Source organism: Caulobacter sp. HMWF025, from assembly GCF_003060965.1.
Taxonomy (GTDB): domain Bacteria; phylum Pseudomonadota; class Alphaproteobacteria; order Caulobacterales; family Caulobacteraceae; genus Caulobacter.
The window spans coordinates 16,403-35,985 of record NZ_QAII01000030.1; the positions used below are offsets into that span (position 1 = coordinate 16,403).

Genomic DNA, 19,583 nt, shown 5'->3' on the forward strand with positions numbered 1-19,583 from the left:
TGACCGATCTGGCCGAGCGGTTCGAAGCCAGCGTCGGCAAGATTGTCGGAAGCGTCGCCGACCAGGCCCGGGAGCTCGAGACGACGGCGCGCGCGATGGCCGACACGGCAACCCGCACCAGCGAGCAGTCCACCACCGTCGCCGCCGCCGCCGAAGAGGCCACGGCCAATGTCGCTATTGTGGCCTCCTCTTCGGACGAGATGGGCAAGTCGGTCGCCGAGATCGCCCAGCAGGTCAATCACTCAACCAATATGGCGGGTCAGGCCGTGCTGCGGGCCCAGGCCACCAGCGAAACCATCGATCGCATGTCGCGTTCGGCCGAGAAGATCGGCGAAGTGGTCCGGCTGATCAGCGACATCGCCGGCCAGACCAATCTGCTGGCCCTGAACGCCACGATCGAAAGCGCCCGGGCCGGTGAGGCCGGTCGCGGCTTTGCGGTCGTGGCCGCCGAGGTCAAGAGCCTGGCCACCCAGACCGCCAAGGCCACCGAAGACATCTCCAGCCAGATCAGTGAAATCCAGCTGATCACCGGTGATACCGTGATCGCCATCGCCGACATTCAGCGCACGATCGATGAGATGAACACGGTGTCGGTCGCGATCAATGCTGCGGTCGAGCAGCAGTCCGCAGCGACCCGCGAAATTGCCCGCAATACCAATGAGGCGGCCAACGGCACCCAGGATGTGTCGCGCAACATTTCGGAAGTGCTGCTTGGGGCCAACCAGACCGGGGCCGCCTCGCAGCAGGTGGTGATGGCCGCGCAGGAACTGGGGCGACAGGCCTCGACCCTGCGGACCGAGGTCGACGCTTTCCTGCGCTCGGTTCGAGCCGCGTGATCGTGACTGTCCCATCTCGCCAAGTCGATAGGCACCCCCATGGATGACCTGATCTCCGACTTCCTGACCGAGGCCAATGAGAGCCTTGAGGTCATCGATATCGAGCTCGTCCGGTTTGAAGCCCATCCGGGTGACCGGCCGGCGCTCGACAAGATCTTCCGGCTTGTCCACACCCTCAAGGGCACCTGTGGCTTCCTTGGGCTGGGTCGACTGGAGTCGCTGGCCCATGCCGGCGAGACCCTGCTGGGGCGTTTCAGGGACGGCAAGCTGCAGGTCAGCGGCGAGGCCGTCACCCTGGTCCTGAAGTCGATCGACCGTATCAAGACGGTGATCGACGGCCTGGGCGCGACAGGCGCGGAGCCGGCTGGTGATGACAGCGATCTGATCACAGCCCTGGAAGCCATGGCGATGGGTGCGCCCCCGCCTGAAACGTCCGAGTCCGAGCCCGAGCCCGAGCCAGAACCCGAGCAACAGGTCGAGGGCTATGATCCTGTTCTGGGCCGCGCCCTGCGACCGGGTGAAGTCTCTACGGCGGACCTCGACGCGGCCTTCGCCGCGGCCGAGGGGCCGGTCGATTTCGCACCGGCCTCCCTGCCCGAGGCCCCGGTCCCGGCCCCGGCGGCGGAAACCCGCCCGGCGGAGAGCGTGGAGGAAGATTCCGCACCGATCGCCGCGGCCCAGTCGATCCGGGTCGGTGTCGATGTCCTTGAAGACATGATGACCCTGGTCTCCGAACTGGTGCTGACCCGCAACCAGCTTCTGCAGATCAATCGCAGCCGATCCGACGATAGTTTCTCTCCGCCCCTGCAGCGCCTGTCGACCATCACCGGCGAGCTGCAGGACAGCGTCATGAAGACGCGGATGCAGCCGATCGGTCAGGCCTGGAAGAAGTTGCCGCGGATCATTCGCGACCTGGCCAACGAGCTGGACAAGAAGATTGACCTTGTTCTCGAAGGCGAGACCACCGAGCTGGACCGTCAGGTCCTCGAGCAGATCCGCGATCCCCTGACCCACATGGTCCGCAACTCGGCGGATCATGGCCTGGAGGGTCCGGCAGACCGGCGGGCAGCGGGCAAGGCTGAAACCGGCACCATCCACCTGTCCGCCTATCACGAAGGCGGCTCGATCGTGATCCGCCTGCGCGATGACGGCCGCGGCCTGGACACGGCCCGGATCCGCGAAAAGGCAATTGAAAAGGGTCTGTTGACCCGCAGCGACGCCGAGGCCCTCACCGAGAGCCAGGTCCATCGCCTGATCTTTGCGCCGGGCTTCTCGACGGCCGCGGCCATCACCAATGTCTCCGGCCGTGGCGTCGGCATGGACGTGGTTCGCAGCAATATCGAGCAGATCGGCGGGCAGATCGACCTGCAGTCGACCTTTGGCTCAGGCTGCACGGTCACCATCAAGATCCCCCTGACCCTGGCCATCATCTCGGCCCTGATCGTCGGGGCCAGCGGCGAGCGGTTCGCGGTTCCCCAAGGGGCCGTGCTCGAACTGATCAAGATCGGCGAAGGTGCCGAGCACCGGACCGAGGTCATCGAACAGGTCCGCATGGTCCGGCTGCGCGAACAGCTCGTGCCGCTGATCGACCTGGGCGCCGAGCTTGGCCTCACCCAGGCCCTGCAGCCCAATTTCGTGATGATCATGAAGGTGGGCAGCCACCGCTTCGGGGTCATTGTCGAGGAAGTCATCGATACCGAAGAGATCGTCGTCAAACCGCTGGCCAGTGTGCTGCGCGGCATCTCGGTCTTTTCGGGCGCGACCCTTCTGGGCGACGGCTCGGTCGTGCTGATCATCGAGCCCAATGGCCTGTCGCAGCGCGCCGGTGAGATGCCGCAGGCCGCACGGCGGGCGATCGATGCCGCCGCCACGAGTGACGAGGACGCCAAGATCGAGCGCAAGACCATGTTGCTGGTGCGTGTCGGATCCGGGGCGCTCAAGGCGGTTGAACTGGGCCAGATCACCCGTCTGGAGCATGTGCCGGTCGCCGAGTTGCAACACCTCGGCTCGCGCGCGGCCCTGCAGTATCGGGGCAAGCTGATGCCGGTGCTGTGCGTGGACGACGACCAGCGCCTCAAGACCGAGGGCGTACAGCCCATGCTGGTTGTCGCCGGCATGCTCTACACCATGGGCCTAGCCGTCGATCGCATCGTCGATGTGGTCGAGACCCCGGTGACGATCGAGTTGAGCCCGACCAAGACCGGCATCATCGGCACGGCCCTGATCAATGGCCGGGCGACCGAAATCATTGACCTCGACCATTTCATGATCATGGCCCTGGCAGAACATTCACGGACAGGGCCGGCCGTCCAGGCGGCCCAGACCCAGGAGGCGGCATGAGCGTTCGCGACTATGTGACCGTCCGCGTCGGCGGCCATCTGTTCGGGATCGAAGCGCTCTCGATCCAGGACGTCTTCTATCCGCGCAACATCACGCCTGTGCCCCTGGCGGCGCACGAGATTCTGGGTGTGCTCAATCTGCGCGGCCGGATCGTAACGGCGGTCTGTGCGCGCCGGCGATTGGGACTGCAGCCCCGAGAGGCCGGCGCGCCCGAGCCCAAGGCCGTGGGGATCGAGGTCGGGGGTGACAACTACGGCCTGATCGTCGACCAGGTCGAGTCCGTCATGAAGCTGGATTCCGACGAGTTGATCCCGCCACCGGACAATCTGCCCCAACGCTGGGCGGAAATCATTCCGGGCGTCTTCAGACTGCCGGACTCCCTTCTGGTGATCTTTGATGCACCGCGACTGCTGACAGCAGGCCTGCAACTGGGTGTGGCCGCATGACCCGGTTCCTGGTGGTGGATGACAGTGCGGTGATCCGCAAGGTGGCACGGCGGATGCTTGAAGCCCTGGGCTATGCCGTAGATGAAGCGGTTGACGGCGAAGACGCCCTGCAAGCCTGTCTCAGCAACATGCCGGATGCCGTACTGCTGGACTGGAACATGCCCAATATGGACGGGCTGACCTTCCTGGGAGCCCTTAGGGCATCGCCGGACGGAACCCGCCCGAAGGTGCTGTTCTGTACAACGGAAAGCGACTTCGATCACATCGCCGCCGCGATGGAGAAGGGCGCAGACGAGTATCTGTTCAAGCCCTTCGACCAGTCGACCCTGGAGAGCAAGCTGTCGATGACCGGGATCGTCCCGTGACAGCCCAGCCAACCCCTGCCACCGCGCGGGCCGACCGTGTCAGGGTCATGATTGTCGACGATTCGGCGGTCGTACGGGGCATGGTCTCGCGATGGCTGGACGCACGGGCCGACATCGTCGTCGTGGCCATGGCGGTCGATGGCGTACAGGCCCTCAAGAAGCTTGAGGAACATGAGATCGATGTCTGTGTACTGGACATCGAGATGCCCAACATGTCGGGGCTGGAGGCCCTGCCGAAGTTGCTGGCCCTGCGGCCACGCCTGAAGATCATAATGGCTTCGACCCTCTCGGAGCGGGGCGCGGAAATCACCCTGCGGGCTCTAAGCCTCGGGGCGACCGACTTTATCCCCAAGCCGTCGACCAGCCGCATCGGTGGCGCGGAAGCCTATCAACGCGACCTCATCGAGAAGATCGTTCAGCTCGGTCGCCGAAGCGCTCCGGCGATCGATCGTCCGATCAAGTCCTATCTGAAACCGCCAACTGCGCTCCCCTCGGTCGCGCCGGTCTCGCCCGCCGCGCGCAGCGGCCCTCGCCCCGGTCGCAAGGTCCGCCTGGATGCGCTGGTCATTGCGGCCTCCACCGGCGGTCCCCCGGCCCTGCGCGAGGTGATTTCGGGCCTCGGGTCCCACTGGCGAGGACCCATCCTGATCGCCCAGCACATGCCGCAGGGCTTTACCCGGGCCCTGGCCCAGATGATCGGGCGAGTGACGCCTATGTCCGTCAAGGAAGGCGAGCACGGGGAAAAGGTGACCGACGGGGTTATCTATATTGCGCCGGGTGGGTTACACATGATCGTCGAACGCGGCCGGGACGGTACGCCGACCATCCAGCTCAATCAGGGTCCCGAGGTGCACTGGTGCCGTCCGGCGGCCGACCCCCTGTTCATCAGCGCCGCCGAGGTCTGGGGCGGGGCAGCGGCCGGCATGGTTCTGACCGGCATGGGCCATGACGGTCGCGACGGGGCACGGGCCCTGGCCGATTGCGGCGCGCCGGTCATGGTTCAGGACGAGGCCAGCAGCGTCGTCTGGGGGATGCCGGGCTCCGTTATCCAGGCGGGCGTGCCCGCCGAAATCCATCCTCTGTCGGCCCTGGCGCCGCAATTTCTGCAGTGGACACGAGTGGGAACGGCATGAGCACTCCAGATCTCAAGCATTTCAGGGAGTTGCTGCAGTCACGGACCGGGATCGTTCTGGACGCCAGCAAGGGCTATCTGATCAACACCCGCTTGGCCTCGGTGGCCGGGACCAGTGGCTATGAAACCGTCGATGCCCTGCTGGCGGATATCCGCAGGGCCCCGGTCGAGCGGATCGTCGAGGCGGCGATCGACGCCATGACGACCAACGAGACGCTGTTCTTTCGCGATCAGAAGCCGTTCGATCTGCTTCGGCGGACTTTCGTCGACCTGGGCCGCAATCGTCGCGGGCCGATCCGGCTCTGGAGTGCTGCCTGTTCGACCGGCCAGGAACCCTATTCCATCGCCATGCTCTGGCAGGAGGTGGCCCATCTGCTGCCTGGCGTGAGCCTTGAAATCATGGCGACGGACCTGTCGCGCGAATGTCTGGCCAAGGCCCAGGCCGGGATCTATTCGGGCTTTGAGGTGCAGCGGGGGCTGCCGGTCCAGAAGCTGATGAAGCACTTTGAGCGGGTGGGCGAAAGCTGGCAGATCAAGAGTGATCTGCGCAGCGCGGTGACCTGGCGGCGCTTCAACCTGCTGGAATCCCCAGGACACCTAGGTCGCTTTGACATCGTGTTCTGTCGCAATGTGCTGATCTATTTTGATACCAGCACGCGCAAGGCGATCCTCGAACGCATTGCAGGCCAGGTGGTCGATGACGGCTATCTTGTCCTTGGTGCGTCCGAAACGGTGATGGGCGTGACCAATGCCTTCCAGGCGGGGGCCGACGCCGGACTCTATGTGAAGGCCGGAAATCCGCGCCCGGCGAGCCGACAGACGGCCTGAAGCTGAGCGCTTCGGCTACCGGACAAGGCGGGTTTCAGGCCGACCGCAGGGCGGCTGCGAAGGGTTCAGGGTCGAGAGCGGCGCTGACTGCGGCCAGCAGGCTGTTGCCAGAGATGGGCTTGAGCAGGCGGCCTTCGAACAGGGCGGCCTGGGAGTCCGGCAAGGCCGCAGCATCGGCCGAGCACAGGACCATCGGGGAAAATCGATTGGGTCCAGTGCCGGAGCGGATGGCCTGGGCCGTGTTCACGCCCGACAGGCCTGGCATGTGCCAGTCCATCAGGATCAGATCATAGGGCTGGGCGTCTGCTGCGGCGATGGCCTCATGGCCGCTGGCGACCGTATGCACCGCCAGGCCCAGCGGCTGCAACATCAGGCTGATGACTTCGGCGATCCGGCTCTGGTCGTCGACCACCAGGACCGTCAATCCGGGCGGCAGGACCGGAGCTTCGGCTTCCAGGTTCAGGCTCGTCGCCTCACAGACGGGGGCCGGCAATTCGAACCAGAAGGTTGAGCCCTGACCCTCGACACTGTCGACCCCGATCTCGCCGCCCATGGCCTCGACCAGACCCCGGCAGATGGCCAGGCCAAGGCCTGTGCCGCCAAAGCGGCGCGAGATCGAGCCATCCACCTGCGAGAAGCGCAGGAACAGCCGCGAGATCTGCTCGGGAGCAATGCCGATCCCGCTGTCGGTCACCGCCAGTCGCAATCGGCCGGTCTGCGGATTATGGGTCGCCGCGACCGAGACCTGGCCTGACTGGGTGAATTTGATGGCGTTGCCGACCAGATTGACCAGCACCTGCCGGATCCGCTTGGCGTCGCAAAGCAGGAAGGGCGGCAGGGCATCGACGCCTTCACTGCGAAGATCGAGGCCCTTCTGCGCGGCCTGGCCCTGCAATAGATCCAGGGTTTCGGTGATGATCGGGCCGACGGCGGCCGCCTCGGACAGGATCTGGATCTCGCCGGCCTCGATCTTGGAGAAGTCCAGGATGTCATTGATCGTCGACAACAGGGTCCGTCCGCCGGCGACGATGCGGTCGGCGGCCAGCCGCACCCGGTCGGAAAGCTCGCCTTCGCCCTGGATCTGCTGTGAATAGCCGATCACACTGGTCAGGGGCGTGCGCAGTTCATGGCTCATATTGGCCAGGAACTCGGCCTTGGCCGCCGCCGCGGCCTCGGCTTGCTGGCGCGCCCTGATCAGGTTCTCCTCCATCTCGCGCCGCTCGGTGACGTCCCGGAAGGTCGAGTTGACCAGAAGGGTTTGCCCAGCCTCATCCTTGACCAGGGAGGGGCTGCCCTCCAGCCAGACATAGTGGCCGGCCTTGGTCCGCACGCGTGACTCCGCGTGGCCGGTCGCCTTGGCACCCGTGTTCTGAAAATGGGACAGAGCCGTGCTCATCGAGGCCGCGACATCATCTGGATGGACGAACTCGATCATCCGCCGTCCCACCAGCTCATCCGGCTGATAGCCGAGACTGATCGCTGAGGGCGAGGCATAGCGGATCACGCCGTCGGCCCCGAACTGCAGGGTCAGATCGCGCGCACCGTCTGCGAGGATACGATAGCGGCGCTCGCTGGCCTCGGCCTCCAGCTGGGCAAGGCGCGCCTCCTGGTGAGCCAGGATCAAGGCGGCCTCGACGGCCTTGCGCTCGGTGATGTCACGCGAAACGTCGATGAACTCCTTCAGCTTGCCGGTCTGGGGATCCCAGACTGCAAAGGGCCGGGACTCCATGACGCGATACTCGTCGGTACGGTTCCGGATCCGCGACTCGATCGGCTCCAGACGCACGCCCGGTTCGGCGGCCAGGCGTCGATAGTATTCCGCCAGGCGGGGCACATCGTCAGGATGCATGAACTCACTGGTATAGTGACCGACCAGATCCTCAGGCTCGAAGCCGAGGATATCCCGCACGACCGGAGAGACAGACAGGGTCCGGCCATTGGGGGCCAGTCGCATGATGACGTCGCGCGATCCCTGGATCAGCAGGCGAAACTGCTCATCACGCTCGGCCAGGGCCTGTTCAGCCCGCTTGCGCGCCGTGATGTCCCGGATTGCGTGGACCAACTCCACGATCTTGTTCGAGACGGGATCCCGCAGAACACGGGGCTGCGTCTCGATCCAGATCACCTCGCCGTCCCTGCGGACCATGCGATACTCGGCGACCAGCGCATCGTTCTTGATCTGACCGCTCAGGAGGGGCCCAAACTGGCTCACGGTCCGGGCCTGATCCTCGGGGTGGACCAGATGCAGCAGGTTGCGACCTTTGAGGTCATCACTGGCAAATCCCAACACCCGCTCGCAGGCCATCGAGACGTAGGAGATGATGCCGTCGGCCCCGCAAACGACGATCATGTCGTTGGTGTTTTCGGCAATGCGCCGGTAGTGGGCTTCGCTCTGGGCCAGCTTTTCGCGCATGGCCCGGCTCTCGGTCATGTCCTGGGCGACGCCACTGATCCGGATCAGATCGCCCGCCGGCGAGGTCTGCCCCGCCAGGGTCGAGGTCAGGTAGCGCATCTCGCCATCAGATCGGCGAACCCGGTAGTCACAGGAAATGACCTTTCCCGGCAGGATCGCGATCTGGTTGATCGCGGCCTCGATCGCCGGAATGTCATCCGGGTGAATTTGGGCATAGAGGCTGCTCAGGTCCCTGGCCGGCGCGACCGGGTCCGAGCCGTGCAGCTGATGAATGGCCGGGGAGCCTTCCCAGATACCGCTTTCCAGGTCGTAGGACCATTTGCCGACGCCCAGCAGGTGCTCGGCGCTCGTCAGCTGGACTTCCGCGACATTGAGGCGCGTCTCGGCGGTACGCATGGCCAGCAGCACACCGAGCGTGGCGGCGACCTCGGTCAGGACGGCCTTGGCCCGGCTGCTGATGGATCGACGGGGCACGGCGTCGACGGCATAGAGCGCCGCCAGAAAAACGCCCTGCTCGTCGAGGATTGCAGCAGCCGTCAGCGAGCCGCTCACGGCTGCCGTGCGCTCGACGAGACCACCGCTGGCGTTCAGGCCCATGGCCAGCAGTCCGCCGGTCCGTCTCAGACGGGCGATAAGAGCCTTGTCCCGCTTCGAAGCAGACTCTTCCGGCCAGGCCAGTCCGACTGTCGTCTGGTCCAGGATCCGGGCGACCCCCCTCAGGACCATGGTCAGGCGGGGATCACCCTTGGCACCCGGCGTCTGGATCCGGCGATCCGCACTCATCCGAACAACCGGTCGATTTCGTCCAGGGCTTCGGTTTGCTCAGGGGTTTGAGCCTCACCGGTCTTGGTCTGACCGCCGTCACGGAAGCGGCTGATCGAGCTCATCAGACCACTGGCCTCGCCGGCGAGCGACTGGCTGGCACCTGTCGCTTCAGCGACCATCGCCGCATTGTTCCGGGTGATCTCGTCAATCAGGGTCACCGCTTCATGGATGGCGCTGATGCTGTCGCTCTGCTTGCGGCTGGACGAGGAAATGCCCTGTACCAGGCCGTGGATCTGCATCACCTGCCCGACGATCTCGGTCAGGACGTGGCTGGTCTGGGAGACCTGATTGCCGCCGGCCGCAACCTCGGCATTGGCGCGGGTGACCAGGGCGCTGATCTCCTTGGCCGCCGAGGCCGAACGCTGGGCCAGCGCACGGACCTCCTGGGCCACGACAGCGAAGCCACGCCCGGACTCGCCGGCCCGGGCGGCTTCAACCCCGGCATTGAGCGCCAGGAGGTTGGTCTGGAAGGCGATCTCGTCGATCACTGAACTGATCTTGCCGATCTGTCCCGATGAGGCCTGGATCCGCTCCATGGCCTCGATGGCCCCGTCCATGACGGTGGTCGAGCGCTCGGCCGACTGCTTGGCAGTAGCGACGACGCTGAGGGCCTCGTCGGCCGTGCTGGTGGTGACCGCGACCTCTCGGTGCAGGATTTTCAGGGATTCCGCCGATTCCCGCACGGAGGTCGCCTGCTGCTCGGTTCGCGATGATAGACGCTCGGCCGCTCGCGACAGCTCCGAAGCCCCGAAACTGACAGCCTCGGTCGCTTCCAGGATCGAGCCCATCACAGTCCCCAGCGCTTCCATGGAGGCGTTGAAGTCAATACGCAGCTGGTCAAAGCCGGGTCCGAAACGCTCGGTCATGCGGATCGACAGGTCGCCGACGGCCAGACGCTCGAGCGCGTCACCCAGCTGGTCGATGATCGTTGCATGATCCGCCGAGAGGCGTTCGACCTCCTCGGCCCGGGCGACAAGTTCCTGCTGATAGGACGCGATCTCGGCCTCGTGCGCGAGGCGCGCGGATTTGCGCTGCAGGGCCGCGCGCCGGAAGCTGTCGACCGAGCGCAGCATGCTGCCGATCTCGTCCCGGCGATCCAGATACGGCGGCTCGACCTCATAGTGGCCCTCGGCGAGCCCGGCCATATAGGCCGTCGTCCTGTGCAGCGGGGCCAGTACCGTCCGGCGCAGGTGCAGGATGATCAGCACGCCTACGATCAAACCGATCCCGGCCAGCACCATGGCCTGCAGGCGCGCCTGTTCCATCTGCTTCAGGACACTGGCCTCGATCGCCGCATGCTGGACGGTGATCCGCTGCATCAGGCTCTGTCTGTTGGAGCTGAGACTGTCGAGGTCGTCTGTCAGGGCCAGGGCCGCGGCGTCGAAATCCGCCATCAGGGCGTTGCCGGCCGAGGTGCCGCTGTCGACATAGGCCTTCGCCATCGTCACGCCGCTGGCATAATAGGCGTCAAACGCCGTTTGCGAGTTGAGCAGGCGCTGGGCCAGTTCCGGGGCCTCCAGCTTCATCGCCAGCAGGCGGGCCCGCGCGGCGTCCTGGGCGTAGCGCTGTCGGAAGGCGTCGGCCTGGTTGAATCCATCGGACAGGCCGTCCTCGCCGCGCGTCGCGGCGATATCCTGCAGAAACTGCTGCACCTGGATGGCATCGAACTTCATCGCGTCGATGGCTTCGTTCAGCTCGAACGTCGCCGTCGTGATCTGGGCGTCACGATGATTTTGCTCGCGTCGCTTGTCGAGATCATGGCTGGCCGTGGCCGCCCAAAGACCCGCCACCAGAACGATCAGACCCGCCATCAGGACGAGGGCCAGCGACATGTCGCGGGCGATGCGCTTGTTGTCGCTTCGCAGTCCCCTGGATTTCGCCGCCGACAAGTTCATGCTCGTCCCCAATCACCGTGAGGATCATGGTTGCCGAACCTTAACACGCGTAAAATGGCACAGCTGGTCCTTCACCACCTGCGACAATTTGACTTACTGCGGCGATCTGCTCAAATCGACTGATGTTTGAGGGGCGCGGTCCAGCGTCAGGTGCAGCAAAGTCTACACGGATTTTGACGACACTGCGCCTGGTTGTTATGCCCGAGGACGGACTTCGAGCCTGGCTGCATACCAGAACCGGCACTGGAGAAGCGTGATGGAAATCCTGGTGGTCGAAGACGACGAGTCCATTCGGAACCTGATCGTTTCCCAGCTTCAGGACGCCGGCTTTGAGGTGTCGACCGCCGGCGATGGCGTCGAAGGGCTGGCCGCCATTCGAGACCGGCGGCCGGATGCCGTGCTTCTCGACATCAACATGCCACGCATGGACGGGTTCACCCTGCTGGAGCGGCTGAAAAAAGACCCTGAAACCAGCAACCTGCCCGTCCTGATGCTGTCGGCCCAAAGTTCCCCGGATGACATCCGTCGCGCCGTTCAACTGGGCGCTGACGATTACATCGGAAAGCCGTTCGAGAGCCGGCAATTGCTGCGCCGGGTCGACCGCATGATCCGCAAGATCACCCCGGGCTGAAGCCGGTTCCGGGGGAGAGCGCGACCTGATGACGCAGCTCAAAATGGGTAGTGGCGGCGCTTTCTAACGGCGCATTAACCAACGGCGCGGGAAGCTCACCTATCGATCTTCCGGGGTTACGCCATGAAACTGTCGTCCGCGTTCGCCATCCTCGCCGGCGTGTTCGCTCTGTTTCTCGCCATCGCGGGAGGCGTGGTCTGGAACAGCATCGAGACCCTGCGGATCGGCGGAGCCAATTACGACGGCATCATCGACAACAAGGACGCCATTGCCGACGTTCTGCCGCCGCCGATCTATGTCATCGAGGCCTATATGACGGCGCACATTGCCGAAGATGTGCCGGGAAACCTTGCCGCCAACAAAGCGACGCTGGCGCGACTGAAATCCGAGTATGACCAGCGCATGACCTACTGGCGGGGCAAGACGCTCACGCCGGAGATCAAGGCCGCGATCTTCGGCGACACCGATCGCTACGCCCAGCAGTTCTGGACGATTGTTGAACAGGGTCTTCTGCCGGCCATTGAGCGCGGCGACCGCGCTGAGGTTGAGATCCAGGTGCATCAGATGTCCGCCGCCTTCGCTCAGCATCGGGAGGCCGTCAATCGTATGGTGCCGCTGATCCAGGCCGAGGCCGCCCGGCAAGAGCAGAAGGCCCAAAAGGCGCAATCCTTCGCGTTCGGCATCCTGCTGACCCTGGCCCTGGCCACCGTCGCCCTGCTGGCCGCCGCGACCGTGATCGTCCGCAAGCACATGCTGGCACCGCTGGAAGACACCACCGGCCTGATGAATGCCCTCGCCAACGGCGATCTGAATGTCCGCTCGACCCATGCCAAGCGGTCCGACGAGATCGGCGCCCTGGCCAAGGCGCTCGAGAAGTTTCGCACCAATGCCCAGGAGCGTCAGCGTCTGGAGGCGGCCACCTCCAGCCAGAAGGATATCGAGGTCGAGCGCGCCAAGCGCATGGCCGAGCTGGTCGAGGCCTTCACCGGCAAGCTCGACGACGTGATCGGCGGCCTGACCTCTTCCTCGAAGGAACTGCACAACTCGGCCGTCACGCTCGACAACAGCTCCAGCAATGCCAGCCGCCAGGCCGAACAGGCCGATGAAGCCGCGCGCAACACCTCCAACCACATCGAGGAAATCGCCGCTGCGACTGGTCAACTGCGCATCGCCGTGGAGGAAATCGCCAGCCGCATCGCCGAGTCGGCCCGCATCTCCAGCGAAGCCGAAGCGATTGGTATGGAAACCGAGAAGGTCATCGAGCAACTGGCCGATGCTACGCGTCAGGTCGAGGAAGTGACCTCCCTGATCAGTGACGTCGCTGACCAGACCAATCTCCTGGCCCTGAACGCCACGATCGAAGCCGCCCGGGCCGGCCAGGCCGGCCAGGGCTTCGCCGTCGTCGCCGCCGAGGTCAAGCAACTGGCCACCCAGACCACCAACTCGACCGGCGCGATCTCCAAGCGCATCGCCGAGATCCAACAGGTCAGCCGCACTACAGCGACGGGCGTGCGCTCGGTCCTGTCGGCCATGACCCAGGTGCGCGAGATCTGTGCGGCGGTCGCAGCGGCGGTTGAGGAACAGGCGGCGACCACCAGCGACATCTCCGATCGCGCCCTCGGTGCCGCACGCGGGGCCTCCTCGGCAGCCCGCGGCGTCGAAAGCATGACCATGGCCACGGCCGAGGCCGGTGAATCCAGCCGCCGCCTGCTCGACACCTCGGGCCGGGTCAACGAAGCTACCGACACCCTGCGCCGCGAGGCAGACGCGTTCTTCAAAGCCCTGAAGGCAGCCTGATGGCGTAGTTGCTGCCCGCGCAGCACCACGACCAGGCCTTGGCGCCTGCGGAGGGATTGGGATCAAATTGACGCCGTTGCGCGCCAGATGGCCCTGACCCATCTGGCAGGAGCCCCGGCGGCAGCTCTGGCGGTTTCGCTTACAGACTTGAAACAGCCGCCCGCAGCCTGTCGGCGACGGTCCGGGCGGCGTCCTTCAGGCCCGCATTGTCGATCGCCTGCATGGAGGCGACGGGATCAATGGCCGAGACTTCCGTGCGCCCATCGTTGCCCTCCTGCACCACGACATTGCAGGGCAGCATTGCGCCCACATTCGCTTCCAGCTTCAATGCTTCATAGGCCAGGCCCGGGTTGCAGGCCCCCAGGATCAGGTAGCGGCGGAAGTCTACATCGATCCTGGCCTTCAGGGTCTTCTGGATGTCGATCTCCGTGATGACGCCAAAGCCCTCCTTCGCCAGGGCCGCGCGCGTCAGGGCGACGGCGTCGTCGAATGGAACGTCGAGGCTCTTGGAAAACACGTAGGTCATGGTCGCCTCCCGGGCGGCTTGAGGTGGGCTTCAGGCGAAGGTGTGGACCACGCCGCGGCGGATGGTGCCTTCCAGGACGGTCGCAGCGGCGACGGTGTTTGAGATCGTCCCGTATTTGCGGACATTGCGGTGCAGGAGCTCCAGGCGGCCATCGTCCTCGTCCGTGTCGACGATCAGCTCGTAGTCCACACGCTGGATGAGGGGTGGCGCGTCCTGGCGCACTGCTGTGAGCCGAACCTCGACACCCCGAAGCTCGAAGGTCAGGATCGGGGTGACCCGCTCGATGCCCTTGATCATGCAGGCGGCAATCGAGGCCAGGAACAGCTCTGCGGGATTGAACGCATCCCGGCGGCCGGCCACGTCCGTGTCAAGGACGAGGCTTGCATCCTTGGCTCGCGCCAGGCTCCCGTGATCGTCGATGCGCTGTGCGGTGACGCTGTAGTTCATCGTGAACCTCGGCAGCACGGATGGCGCTTCGAGAGGCGTCTGGGACCTGCGCTTCAGTCTGCCGGGCGACGGTACAGGGCTGGCGACCGGAGTGCATTGACCTGGCTCAAGCCGGTACCAAGCCGTTCGCATGGCGCGCAGACTTTGTCGGAGGCTTCAGAAGCTGAGCAGGTCCTTGAGCTTGCCCGCATTGCGGCGCGAGATTTCCAGCCGCTTGCCGTCAAGCATGGTGACTTCGAACCCCTCGCTGACCGATTCCTCGATGCTGCGGATGGCCTGCAGGTTCACCAGGTACTGACGACTGGCTCGAAAGAAGACTGTTCTCGGCAGCCGCTCCTCGATCTGGTTCATCGACTTTTTGACGTAGGCGTTCTTGATTGTGCCGCCGGGACCATCCGGAAAAAACACCCGGCCATAGTTTTTGCAGCTCTCAATGTAGAGAATTGAGCTCAGGGCGACGAGGTAGCAGTGGTCGCCATCCTTGATGAAGATCTTGCTATTGATGTCCAGGGTCGGCCTGACATCGGCCGAACCCGGCACCGGCTCCGGCTCGCCGGACAGCTTGGCCAAGGCCTGTGCGAGCCGTAGAGGGCTGATCGGCTTGAGCAGGTAGTCGACGGTATTGAACTCGAAAGAACGGATAGCGTATTCCGAGTAAGCCGTGGTGAAGACGATGCGGGGCGTATAGTCGAGCCGCTCGAGCAGCGCGAAGCCGTCGTCTCCAGGCATGTGAATGTCGAGAAAGAGCAGCTCGGGGCGCAACTGCTCGATCAGCGCCAGGGCTTTTTCCGCATTGTCGGCCTGACCCACCACGTCAATCTGGTCGCCAAACTCGGCCAGCATGCGCACCAGGCCCTCGCGAGCGAGGCGTGAGTCCTCGATCACAAGCGTTCTTATCCTCGGCTTCACGACGCAAACTCCTTGGGCAGGCTCAGCTCGACCTGAAAGCGCCCCGCAGTCTGCTGAGTTTCGAGTGTCGCGCGATCGCCGTACAGCAGGCGCAGGCGGTGCTCGATGTTCGGAAGGCCCAGGCCGAGGCCCGGCTTTGTCTTGGCCGGTGAGAGCGGCGTGTCATTGATGACACGGAAGAGCAGGGTATCACCACGATCCTCCCCCACAACGCTGATCATCCCGCCCCGGGGCAACTGTTCGAGACCATGCTTGATGGCGTTCTCCAGCAGCAGTTGCAGGACCATTGGCGGAAAAAGGCAGCTGTGGATCGAGCCCGGCACACCAAGCCTGAAGTCCAGCCGGTCCTCCATCTGGGTCCGCATGATGGAGATGTAGGCCTCGACAACGGATAGTTCCTGGCTCAGTCGTGCCTTGCCGTGCTGGCTGCTTTCGAGCGAGTAGCGCAGCAGGTCGGACAGGGCCACGATCATCGCGTCTGCGCGGCTGCCATCTTCGTGGATCATGAAGCGGATGTTGTTCAGCGTGTTGAACAGGAAATGCGGATTGAGCTGGTTGGCCAGGCTGCTCAGTTGCGCCGCCTTCAGGCTCATCTGCAGGCGCAGGTTTTGCAGTTCACCCTCGCGGGCCCGCTGGGCCGCCGCGGCGCTGACATAGACGAAGGCCCAGGCCCCGATGAAAAGCTGCGCTTGCAGCCCGTTGCCGAGGATATTGCGGGCCAGAAAGTCCAGGGTGTTGAAGTCAGCCCGGCTGGCGCTGATCTGCTGCCAGAAGAAGGGCATGACCATCGTCGCCACTGCGGCCATCACGGCAAACCCGCTGAGGCTGCTGTAGCCGATGACGACGGGAACCAGCCGCCCCATCGGCAGATCGGTCCAGCGGCGCTTGAGGTACAGCCAGCGAAAGCCCAGCACCGCCAGGGTGTAGGCCGGCATCCAGGCCAGGGTGGAGGCCAGGGTGTTGGCGTCAAGGCGGCCGAACAGCAGGGCGCTGAGCAGTGTGACCATGACGACGAACGCCATGGCCGCACCTTGGTAGATCCAGAACTGCCGTTCTCGGGGCAAGAATTTCATCGTCGGATCTGAGTGGCCAGCGGTCAGGGTTGCAAGGGGTTTGAGGGGCTCACCACAGTCGCACGCGCTCGGCGACGGGCTTGAACATCTTGTCCCCGGCCTGGGTGCCGAAGGCATCGTGGAAGCCGTCAAGGTTTCTTGCCGCACCATTGGCCCGGAACTCCGGCGGTGAATGGGGGTCCGAGATCAGAAGTTGCTGGGCGTGTTCATCGCGGCGCTTGACGCGCCAGCTCTGCGCGAAGCTCAGGAAGAAGCGCTGCTCTCCCGTGTATCCATCAATTCGCGGGGCTGGTTTGCCGTTCAGGCTGGTTTGATAGGCCTTGAACGCAATCTGCAGGCCGACCAGATCGGCGATGTTCTCGGGCAGGGTCAGCTGGCCGTTCACGGTCTTGCCTGGCAGCGCCTCAAAGGCGTTGAACTGCTCCGCCAGCCTGGCACCGAGTGCCGCAAAGGTCTGGCGGTCGGCTTCACTCCACCACTGCCGCATCACGCCGTCGCCGTCGAACTGGGATCCCATATTGTCGAAGCCATGGCTGATCTCGTGGCCGATCGTTGCGCCGATCGCGCCGTAATTGACCGCGTCATCGGCTCGCATGTCGAAGAGCGGGGCCTGTAGAATGCCGGCCGTCAGAAGGATCTCGTTGCCCATCGGGTCATAGAAGGCATTCACCTCCAGCGGCGACATGGCCCAGGCCTTGCGATCCATGGGTTTGCCGGCCGCAGCCGCCTTGATCGCCCAGTCGAACCGCTTGGCCCTTTGCTGGTTGCCGAAGGCGTCGCCCGCCCGCACGTCCAGGGCCGCATAATCGCGCCAGCTGTCCGGGTGACCGATCTTGGCCTTGTACTTCGAGAGCTTGTCCAGGGCGGCCGCCTTGGTGGACGGCTCCATCCAGCTGTTGTCCGCCATCAACTGCTGATAGGCACCCAGCACGTTCTGGAAGATGGCCTCGACCTTCTGCTTGTGCGCGGCCGGGAAGTGACGCTCGACATACTGCTGCGCCAGGGCGTCGTTGAGGGCCCACGTCACTTGCTCGACCGCACGCTGGGCCCGCGGCGTCTCGACCTGGGCCCCGGTGATGGCCTTGCCGTGAAAGGCAAAGTGCGCGGCACGGAACCTGGCCGGCAAGACCTGAGCGGATGCGTCCAGGCTGTGAAGTGTGAAATAGGCCTTCCAGTCGGCCAGGGGCAGATCGGCGAAGAGCCGGGCAGTCGCGATGGCGGTGTTCAACTGCGTCACGGTGACCTTGTCGCCGCGGGCGATCCTGGCGGCGGTCAGATAGGCCGCCCAGTCAAAGCCGGGGGCCTTGGCCATCAGCTCTTCGGCGGTCAGTGGATTGTACATCCTTGCAGGATCCCGCGCCTCGTTCACCGGCACCTGCACCTGGGCCAGGCGCGTTTCCAGCTCCAGAACGCGTTGCGCCATTTCTGCGGGTCGGGTCTGGCCGGAGAGCTGGGCCAACTCTGTGAGATAGGTCAGATAGGCGGCGCGGGCCTTGCCGAGCTGGGCATCGTCCAGCTTCAGATAGTAGTCGCGGTCGGGCAGGCCGAGGCCGCCCTGCCACGCCATGACGCGGTTCAGGCCGGGGTCCATGAAGTCGGCAAAGCCGCCCCAGAGCCAGATCGGTGTTTCGACCTGTCCCTGGGCACTGCCGACCCAGGTGGCGAGTTGCTGCGGCGTCTGGATCGCGGCGATCTCGGCCAGAAGGGGCCTGATCGGCTCAAGGCCGGCCGCCTCGATGGCGACCGTGTCCTGATAGGCGGTGTAATAGTCACGGACTTTTTGTCCGGTGGTGCCTTTGGCTTGGGGCTTGAGCGCCAGGTCTTGCAGGATGTCGCGGATCCGCTGGTCGACGACCGCAGGCATGTTGGTGCCGAGCAGCTCGGCCTTGTCGGCGGGGATGGTCGTGGTCCGCAGCCACTGGCCGCTGCTGTGGCGATAGAGATCGTCCTGGGGCCGAACCGTTTGGTCGAATCCCGGCAGGTCCAGCCCGGACCGGACCTGGGCGGCGTGAGCCGCTGTGGTGCCGCCGTACACCTGGAGGAGGAGGGCAAGGCAGCTGAGTTTTAGAAGGGTCGCGGGTTTCATCGGGTGCCTTCGCTTCGAAAAGGGTGAGCGCTTTCGTGCTGTTGGCTGTCAGTGTCCCGATAGATGGCTCGCTTTGGGCAAAAAGGTGCCGAGCGGCGATGGGCGGGGATAGGCGGCGGAGTATCGCCAGGATCGAGCGGATTATGGGGGTGCGAGATCAGTTGGCCCCGACACAAGGCTTCATGCGGTTTCCGGACCTCCGAGATTGATGGCCAGGGACGAACCCGCAGCGCCGCCGGCGTCATAGGCCTCCGGCGCCACCCTGCGGGCCGGACGCTGCACGATCCTTAACTTCAGATCGAGCCTGTCGAGTTCGGCCTCAACGACTGCCGACTTGATAACGACCAGATCACGCCCGGCATGGCCATTGGCCTGGTCGCGTCCGGCCTTCATCGCGGTCAGCTTGTCTGCGATGGACGTGACCATGCCCAGGGTGAAAGAGGCGTTGGCCAGGTGACGCTCCTTGTGCCGAAAGCGCTGATAGTCGGCGGTGGCCTTGAAGCGGCCAAGCTCAAACCGAACGGCACCGTCGATCAGGTCGGCCAGGTAGTGGGCGACTTCGATATCGGCGCTGAGGCCAAAGAATACGTAGCGCACCTCGCCTGTCGGGCTCTTCTCGCGCCAGACCCGGCAATCGCAGAAGTTCGCTATGGCACCGACGCAGTCGCCCAGCGGTATCCGTTTGTTGTGGCGGGTTACGTAGGTACGCCGCTCGCAAAGCGCCTCACGGATTTCAACGTCTGTCAGCGACAGGTCGTAGCGATCGAGCAGTTCGGCCACCTTGGCGGCAGCTGACAGGGCTTCGGCCTCGGTACAGCCGTTGTCCGTGGTCTTGGCGCGCAGGGCTTCAATGCGGGTCTTGAGCTTTCCCAGCTCGGCGAGATCGGGCGTTTCGTTCACGGATGCGTCCCGACAGGCTGACGATCGGCGAAGTCATTGGCTGCCCACCAAACTTGCCGAGGACACTATTCTAGTTGAAGGCTTCGTCCCAGCCCAGCGCCGCACCGATACGGTGTCGCGAACCGCTGCAGGTC

At 64.6% G+C, this 19,583-nt stretch carries 15 protein-coding genes and 2 pseudogenes; 9 read left to right on the forward strand and 8 right to left on the reverse strand.

Features of this window, described 5'->3' with window-relative positions:
- Positions 1–11: 11 nt before the first annotated feature.
- The 6 genes and pseudogenes from DBR10_RS04045 to DBR10_RS04070 all read left to right on the forward strand — a co-directional run.
- Positions 12–836: pseudogene (locus DBR10_RS04045) on the forward strand (methyl-accepting chemotaxis protein); the annotation flags it as partial.
- A 39-nt stretch (positions 837–875) separates the two neighbouring features.
- On the forward strand, positions 876–3,176 hold the full coding sequence (locus tag DBR10_RS04050; protein ID WP_108505222.1) for a chemotaxis protein CheA: 2,301 nt from the start codon (positions 876–878) through the stop codon (positions 3,174–3,176).
- Entirely contained in the window at positions 3,173–3,622 is a 450-nt protein-coding gene (locus DBR10_RS04055; protein ID WP_108505221.1) for a chemotaxis protein CheW, read from the forward strand. The genes DBR10_RS04050 and DBR10_RS04055 overlap by 4 nt, the downstream gene beginning before the upstream one ends.
- Complete coding sequence (locus tag DBR10_RS04060) at positions 3,619–3,987, forward strand: response regulator (RefSeq protein WP_108490054.1); 369 nt, start codon at positions 3,619–3,621, stop codon at positions 3,985–3,987. The genes DBR10_RS04055 and DBR10_RS04060 overlap by 4 nt, the downstream gene beginning before the upstream one ends.
- Positions 3,984–5,120 (forward strand): protein-glutamate methylesterase/protein-glutamine glutaminase, encoded by a 1,137-nt coding sequence (locus DBR10_RS04065; protein WP_233243257.1) that lies wholly within the window; start codon positions 3,984–3,986, stop codon positions 5,118–5,120. Before DBR10_RS04060 ends, DBR10_RS04065 begins: the two co-directional genes overlap by 4 nt.
- Complete coding sequence (locus DBR10_RS04070) at positions 5,117–5,947, forward strand: CheR family methyltransferase (RefSeq protein WP_108505220.1); 831 nt, start codon at positions 5,117–5,119, stop codon at positions 5,945–5,947. Before DBR10_RS04065 ends, DBR10_RS04070 begins: the two co-directional genes overlap by 4 nt.
- A gap of 34 nt (positions 5,948–5,981) precedes the next feature.
- Here DBR10_RS04070 and DBR10_RS04075 read toward each other — a convergent pair whose 3' ends face one another.
- Both DBR10_RS04075 and DBR10_RS04080 read right to left on the reverse strand, forming a co-directional pair.
- A complete protein-coding gene (locus DBR10_RS04075; protein WP_108505219.1) occupies positions 5,982–9,143 on the reverse strand; it encodes a hybrid sensor histidine kinase/response regulator in 3,162 nt (1,053 codons plus the stop codon).
- Positions 9,140–11,080 (reverse strand): methyl-accepting chemotaxis protein, encoded by a 1,941-nt coding sequence (locus DBR10_RS04080; RefSeq protein ID WP_108505218.1) that lies wholly within the window; start codon positions 11,078–11,080, stop codon positions 9,140–9,142. The genes DBR10_RS04075 and DBR10_RS04080 overlap by 4 nt, the downstream gene beginning before the upstream one ends.
- 256 nt (positions 11,081–11,336) lie before the next feature.
- Between DBR10_RS04080 and DBR10_RS04085 the strand changes: the two genes are divergently transcribed.
- The 3 genes and pseudogenes from DBR10_RS04085 to DBR10_RS20435 all read left to right on the forward strand — a co-directional run bounded on the left by DBR10_RS04085 (position 11,337) and on the right by DBR10_RS20435 (position 13,508).
- Positions 11,337–11,711: a response regulator gene (locus DBR10_RS04085; RefSeq protein WP_108505217.1), complete on the forward strand. Its 375-nt coding sequence runs from the start codon at positions 11,337–11,339 to the stop codon at positions 11,709–11,711.
- Between the two features lie 750 nt (positions 11,712–12,461).
- Positions 12,462–12,593 (forward strand): annotated as a pseudogene (locus tag DBR10_RS20430) (HAMP domain-containing protein); the annotation flags it as partial.
- A gap of 78 nt (positions 12,594–12,671) precedes the next feature.
- Positions 12,672–13,508 (forward strand): methyl-accepting chemotaxis protein, encoded by an 837-nt coding sequence (locus DBR10_RS20435; protein ID WP_442861105.1) that lies wholly within the window; start codon positions 12,672–12,674, stop codon positions 13,506–13,508.
- Positions 13,509–13,647: 139 nt separating this feature from the next.
- Here the strand turns inward: DBR10_RS20435 and DBR10_RS04095 are convergent, their stop codons facing one another.
- From DBR10_RS04095 to DBR10_RS04120, 6 genes are all read right to left on the reverse strand, one after another.
- Entirely contained in the window at positions 13,648–14,034 is a 387-nt protein-coding gene (locus DBR10_RS04095) for a DUF302 domain-containing protein (protein WP_108489507.1), read from the reverse strand.
- Between the two features lie 30 nt (positions 14,035–14,064).
- Positions 14,065–14,499 (reverse strand): OsmC family protein, encoded by a 435-nt coding sequence (locus DBR10_RS04100; protein ID WP_233243259.1) that lies wholly within the window; start codon positions 14,497–14,499, stop codon positions 14,065–14,067.
- Positions 14,500–14,637: 138 nt separating this feature from the next.
- Positions 14,638–15,390: a LytR/AlgR family response regulator transcription factor gene (locus DBR10_RS04105; RefSeq protein WP_218278420.1), complete on the reverse strand. Its 753-nt coding sequence runs from the start codon at positions 15,388–15,390 to the stop codon at positions 14,638–14,640.
- Complete coding sequence (locus DBR10_RS04110; protein ID WP_158273152.1) at positions 15,387–16,463, reverse strand: sensor histidine kinase; 1,077 nt, start codon at positions 16,461–16,463, stop codon at positions 15,387–15,389. The genes DBR10_RS04105 and DBR10_RS04110 overlap by 4 nt, the downstream gene beginning before the upstream one ends.
- A gap of 49 nt (positions 16,464–16,512) precedes the next feature.
- The gene (locus DBR10_RS04115) at positions 16,513–18,549 is read right to left on the reverse strand and encodes a M13 family metallopeptidase (RefSeq protein WP_108556156.1); all 2,037 of its coding nucleotides are present in this window, start codon (positions 18,547–18,549) and stop codon (positions 16,513–16,515) included.
- Positions 18,550–18,729: 180 nt separating this feature from the next.
- Positions 18,730–19,449 (reverse strand): DUF2786 domain-containing protein, encoded by a 720-nt coding sequence (locus DBR10_RS04120; RefSeq protein WP_108503632.1) that lies wholly within the window; start codon positions 19,447–19,449, stop codon positions 18,730–18,732.
- Positions 19,450–19,583: the final 134 nt, after the last annotated feature.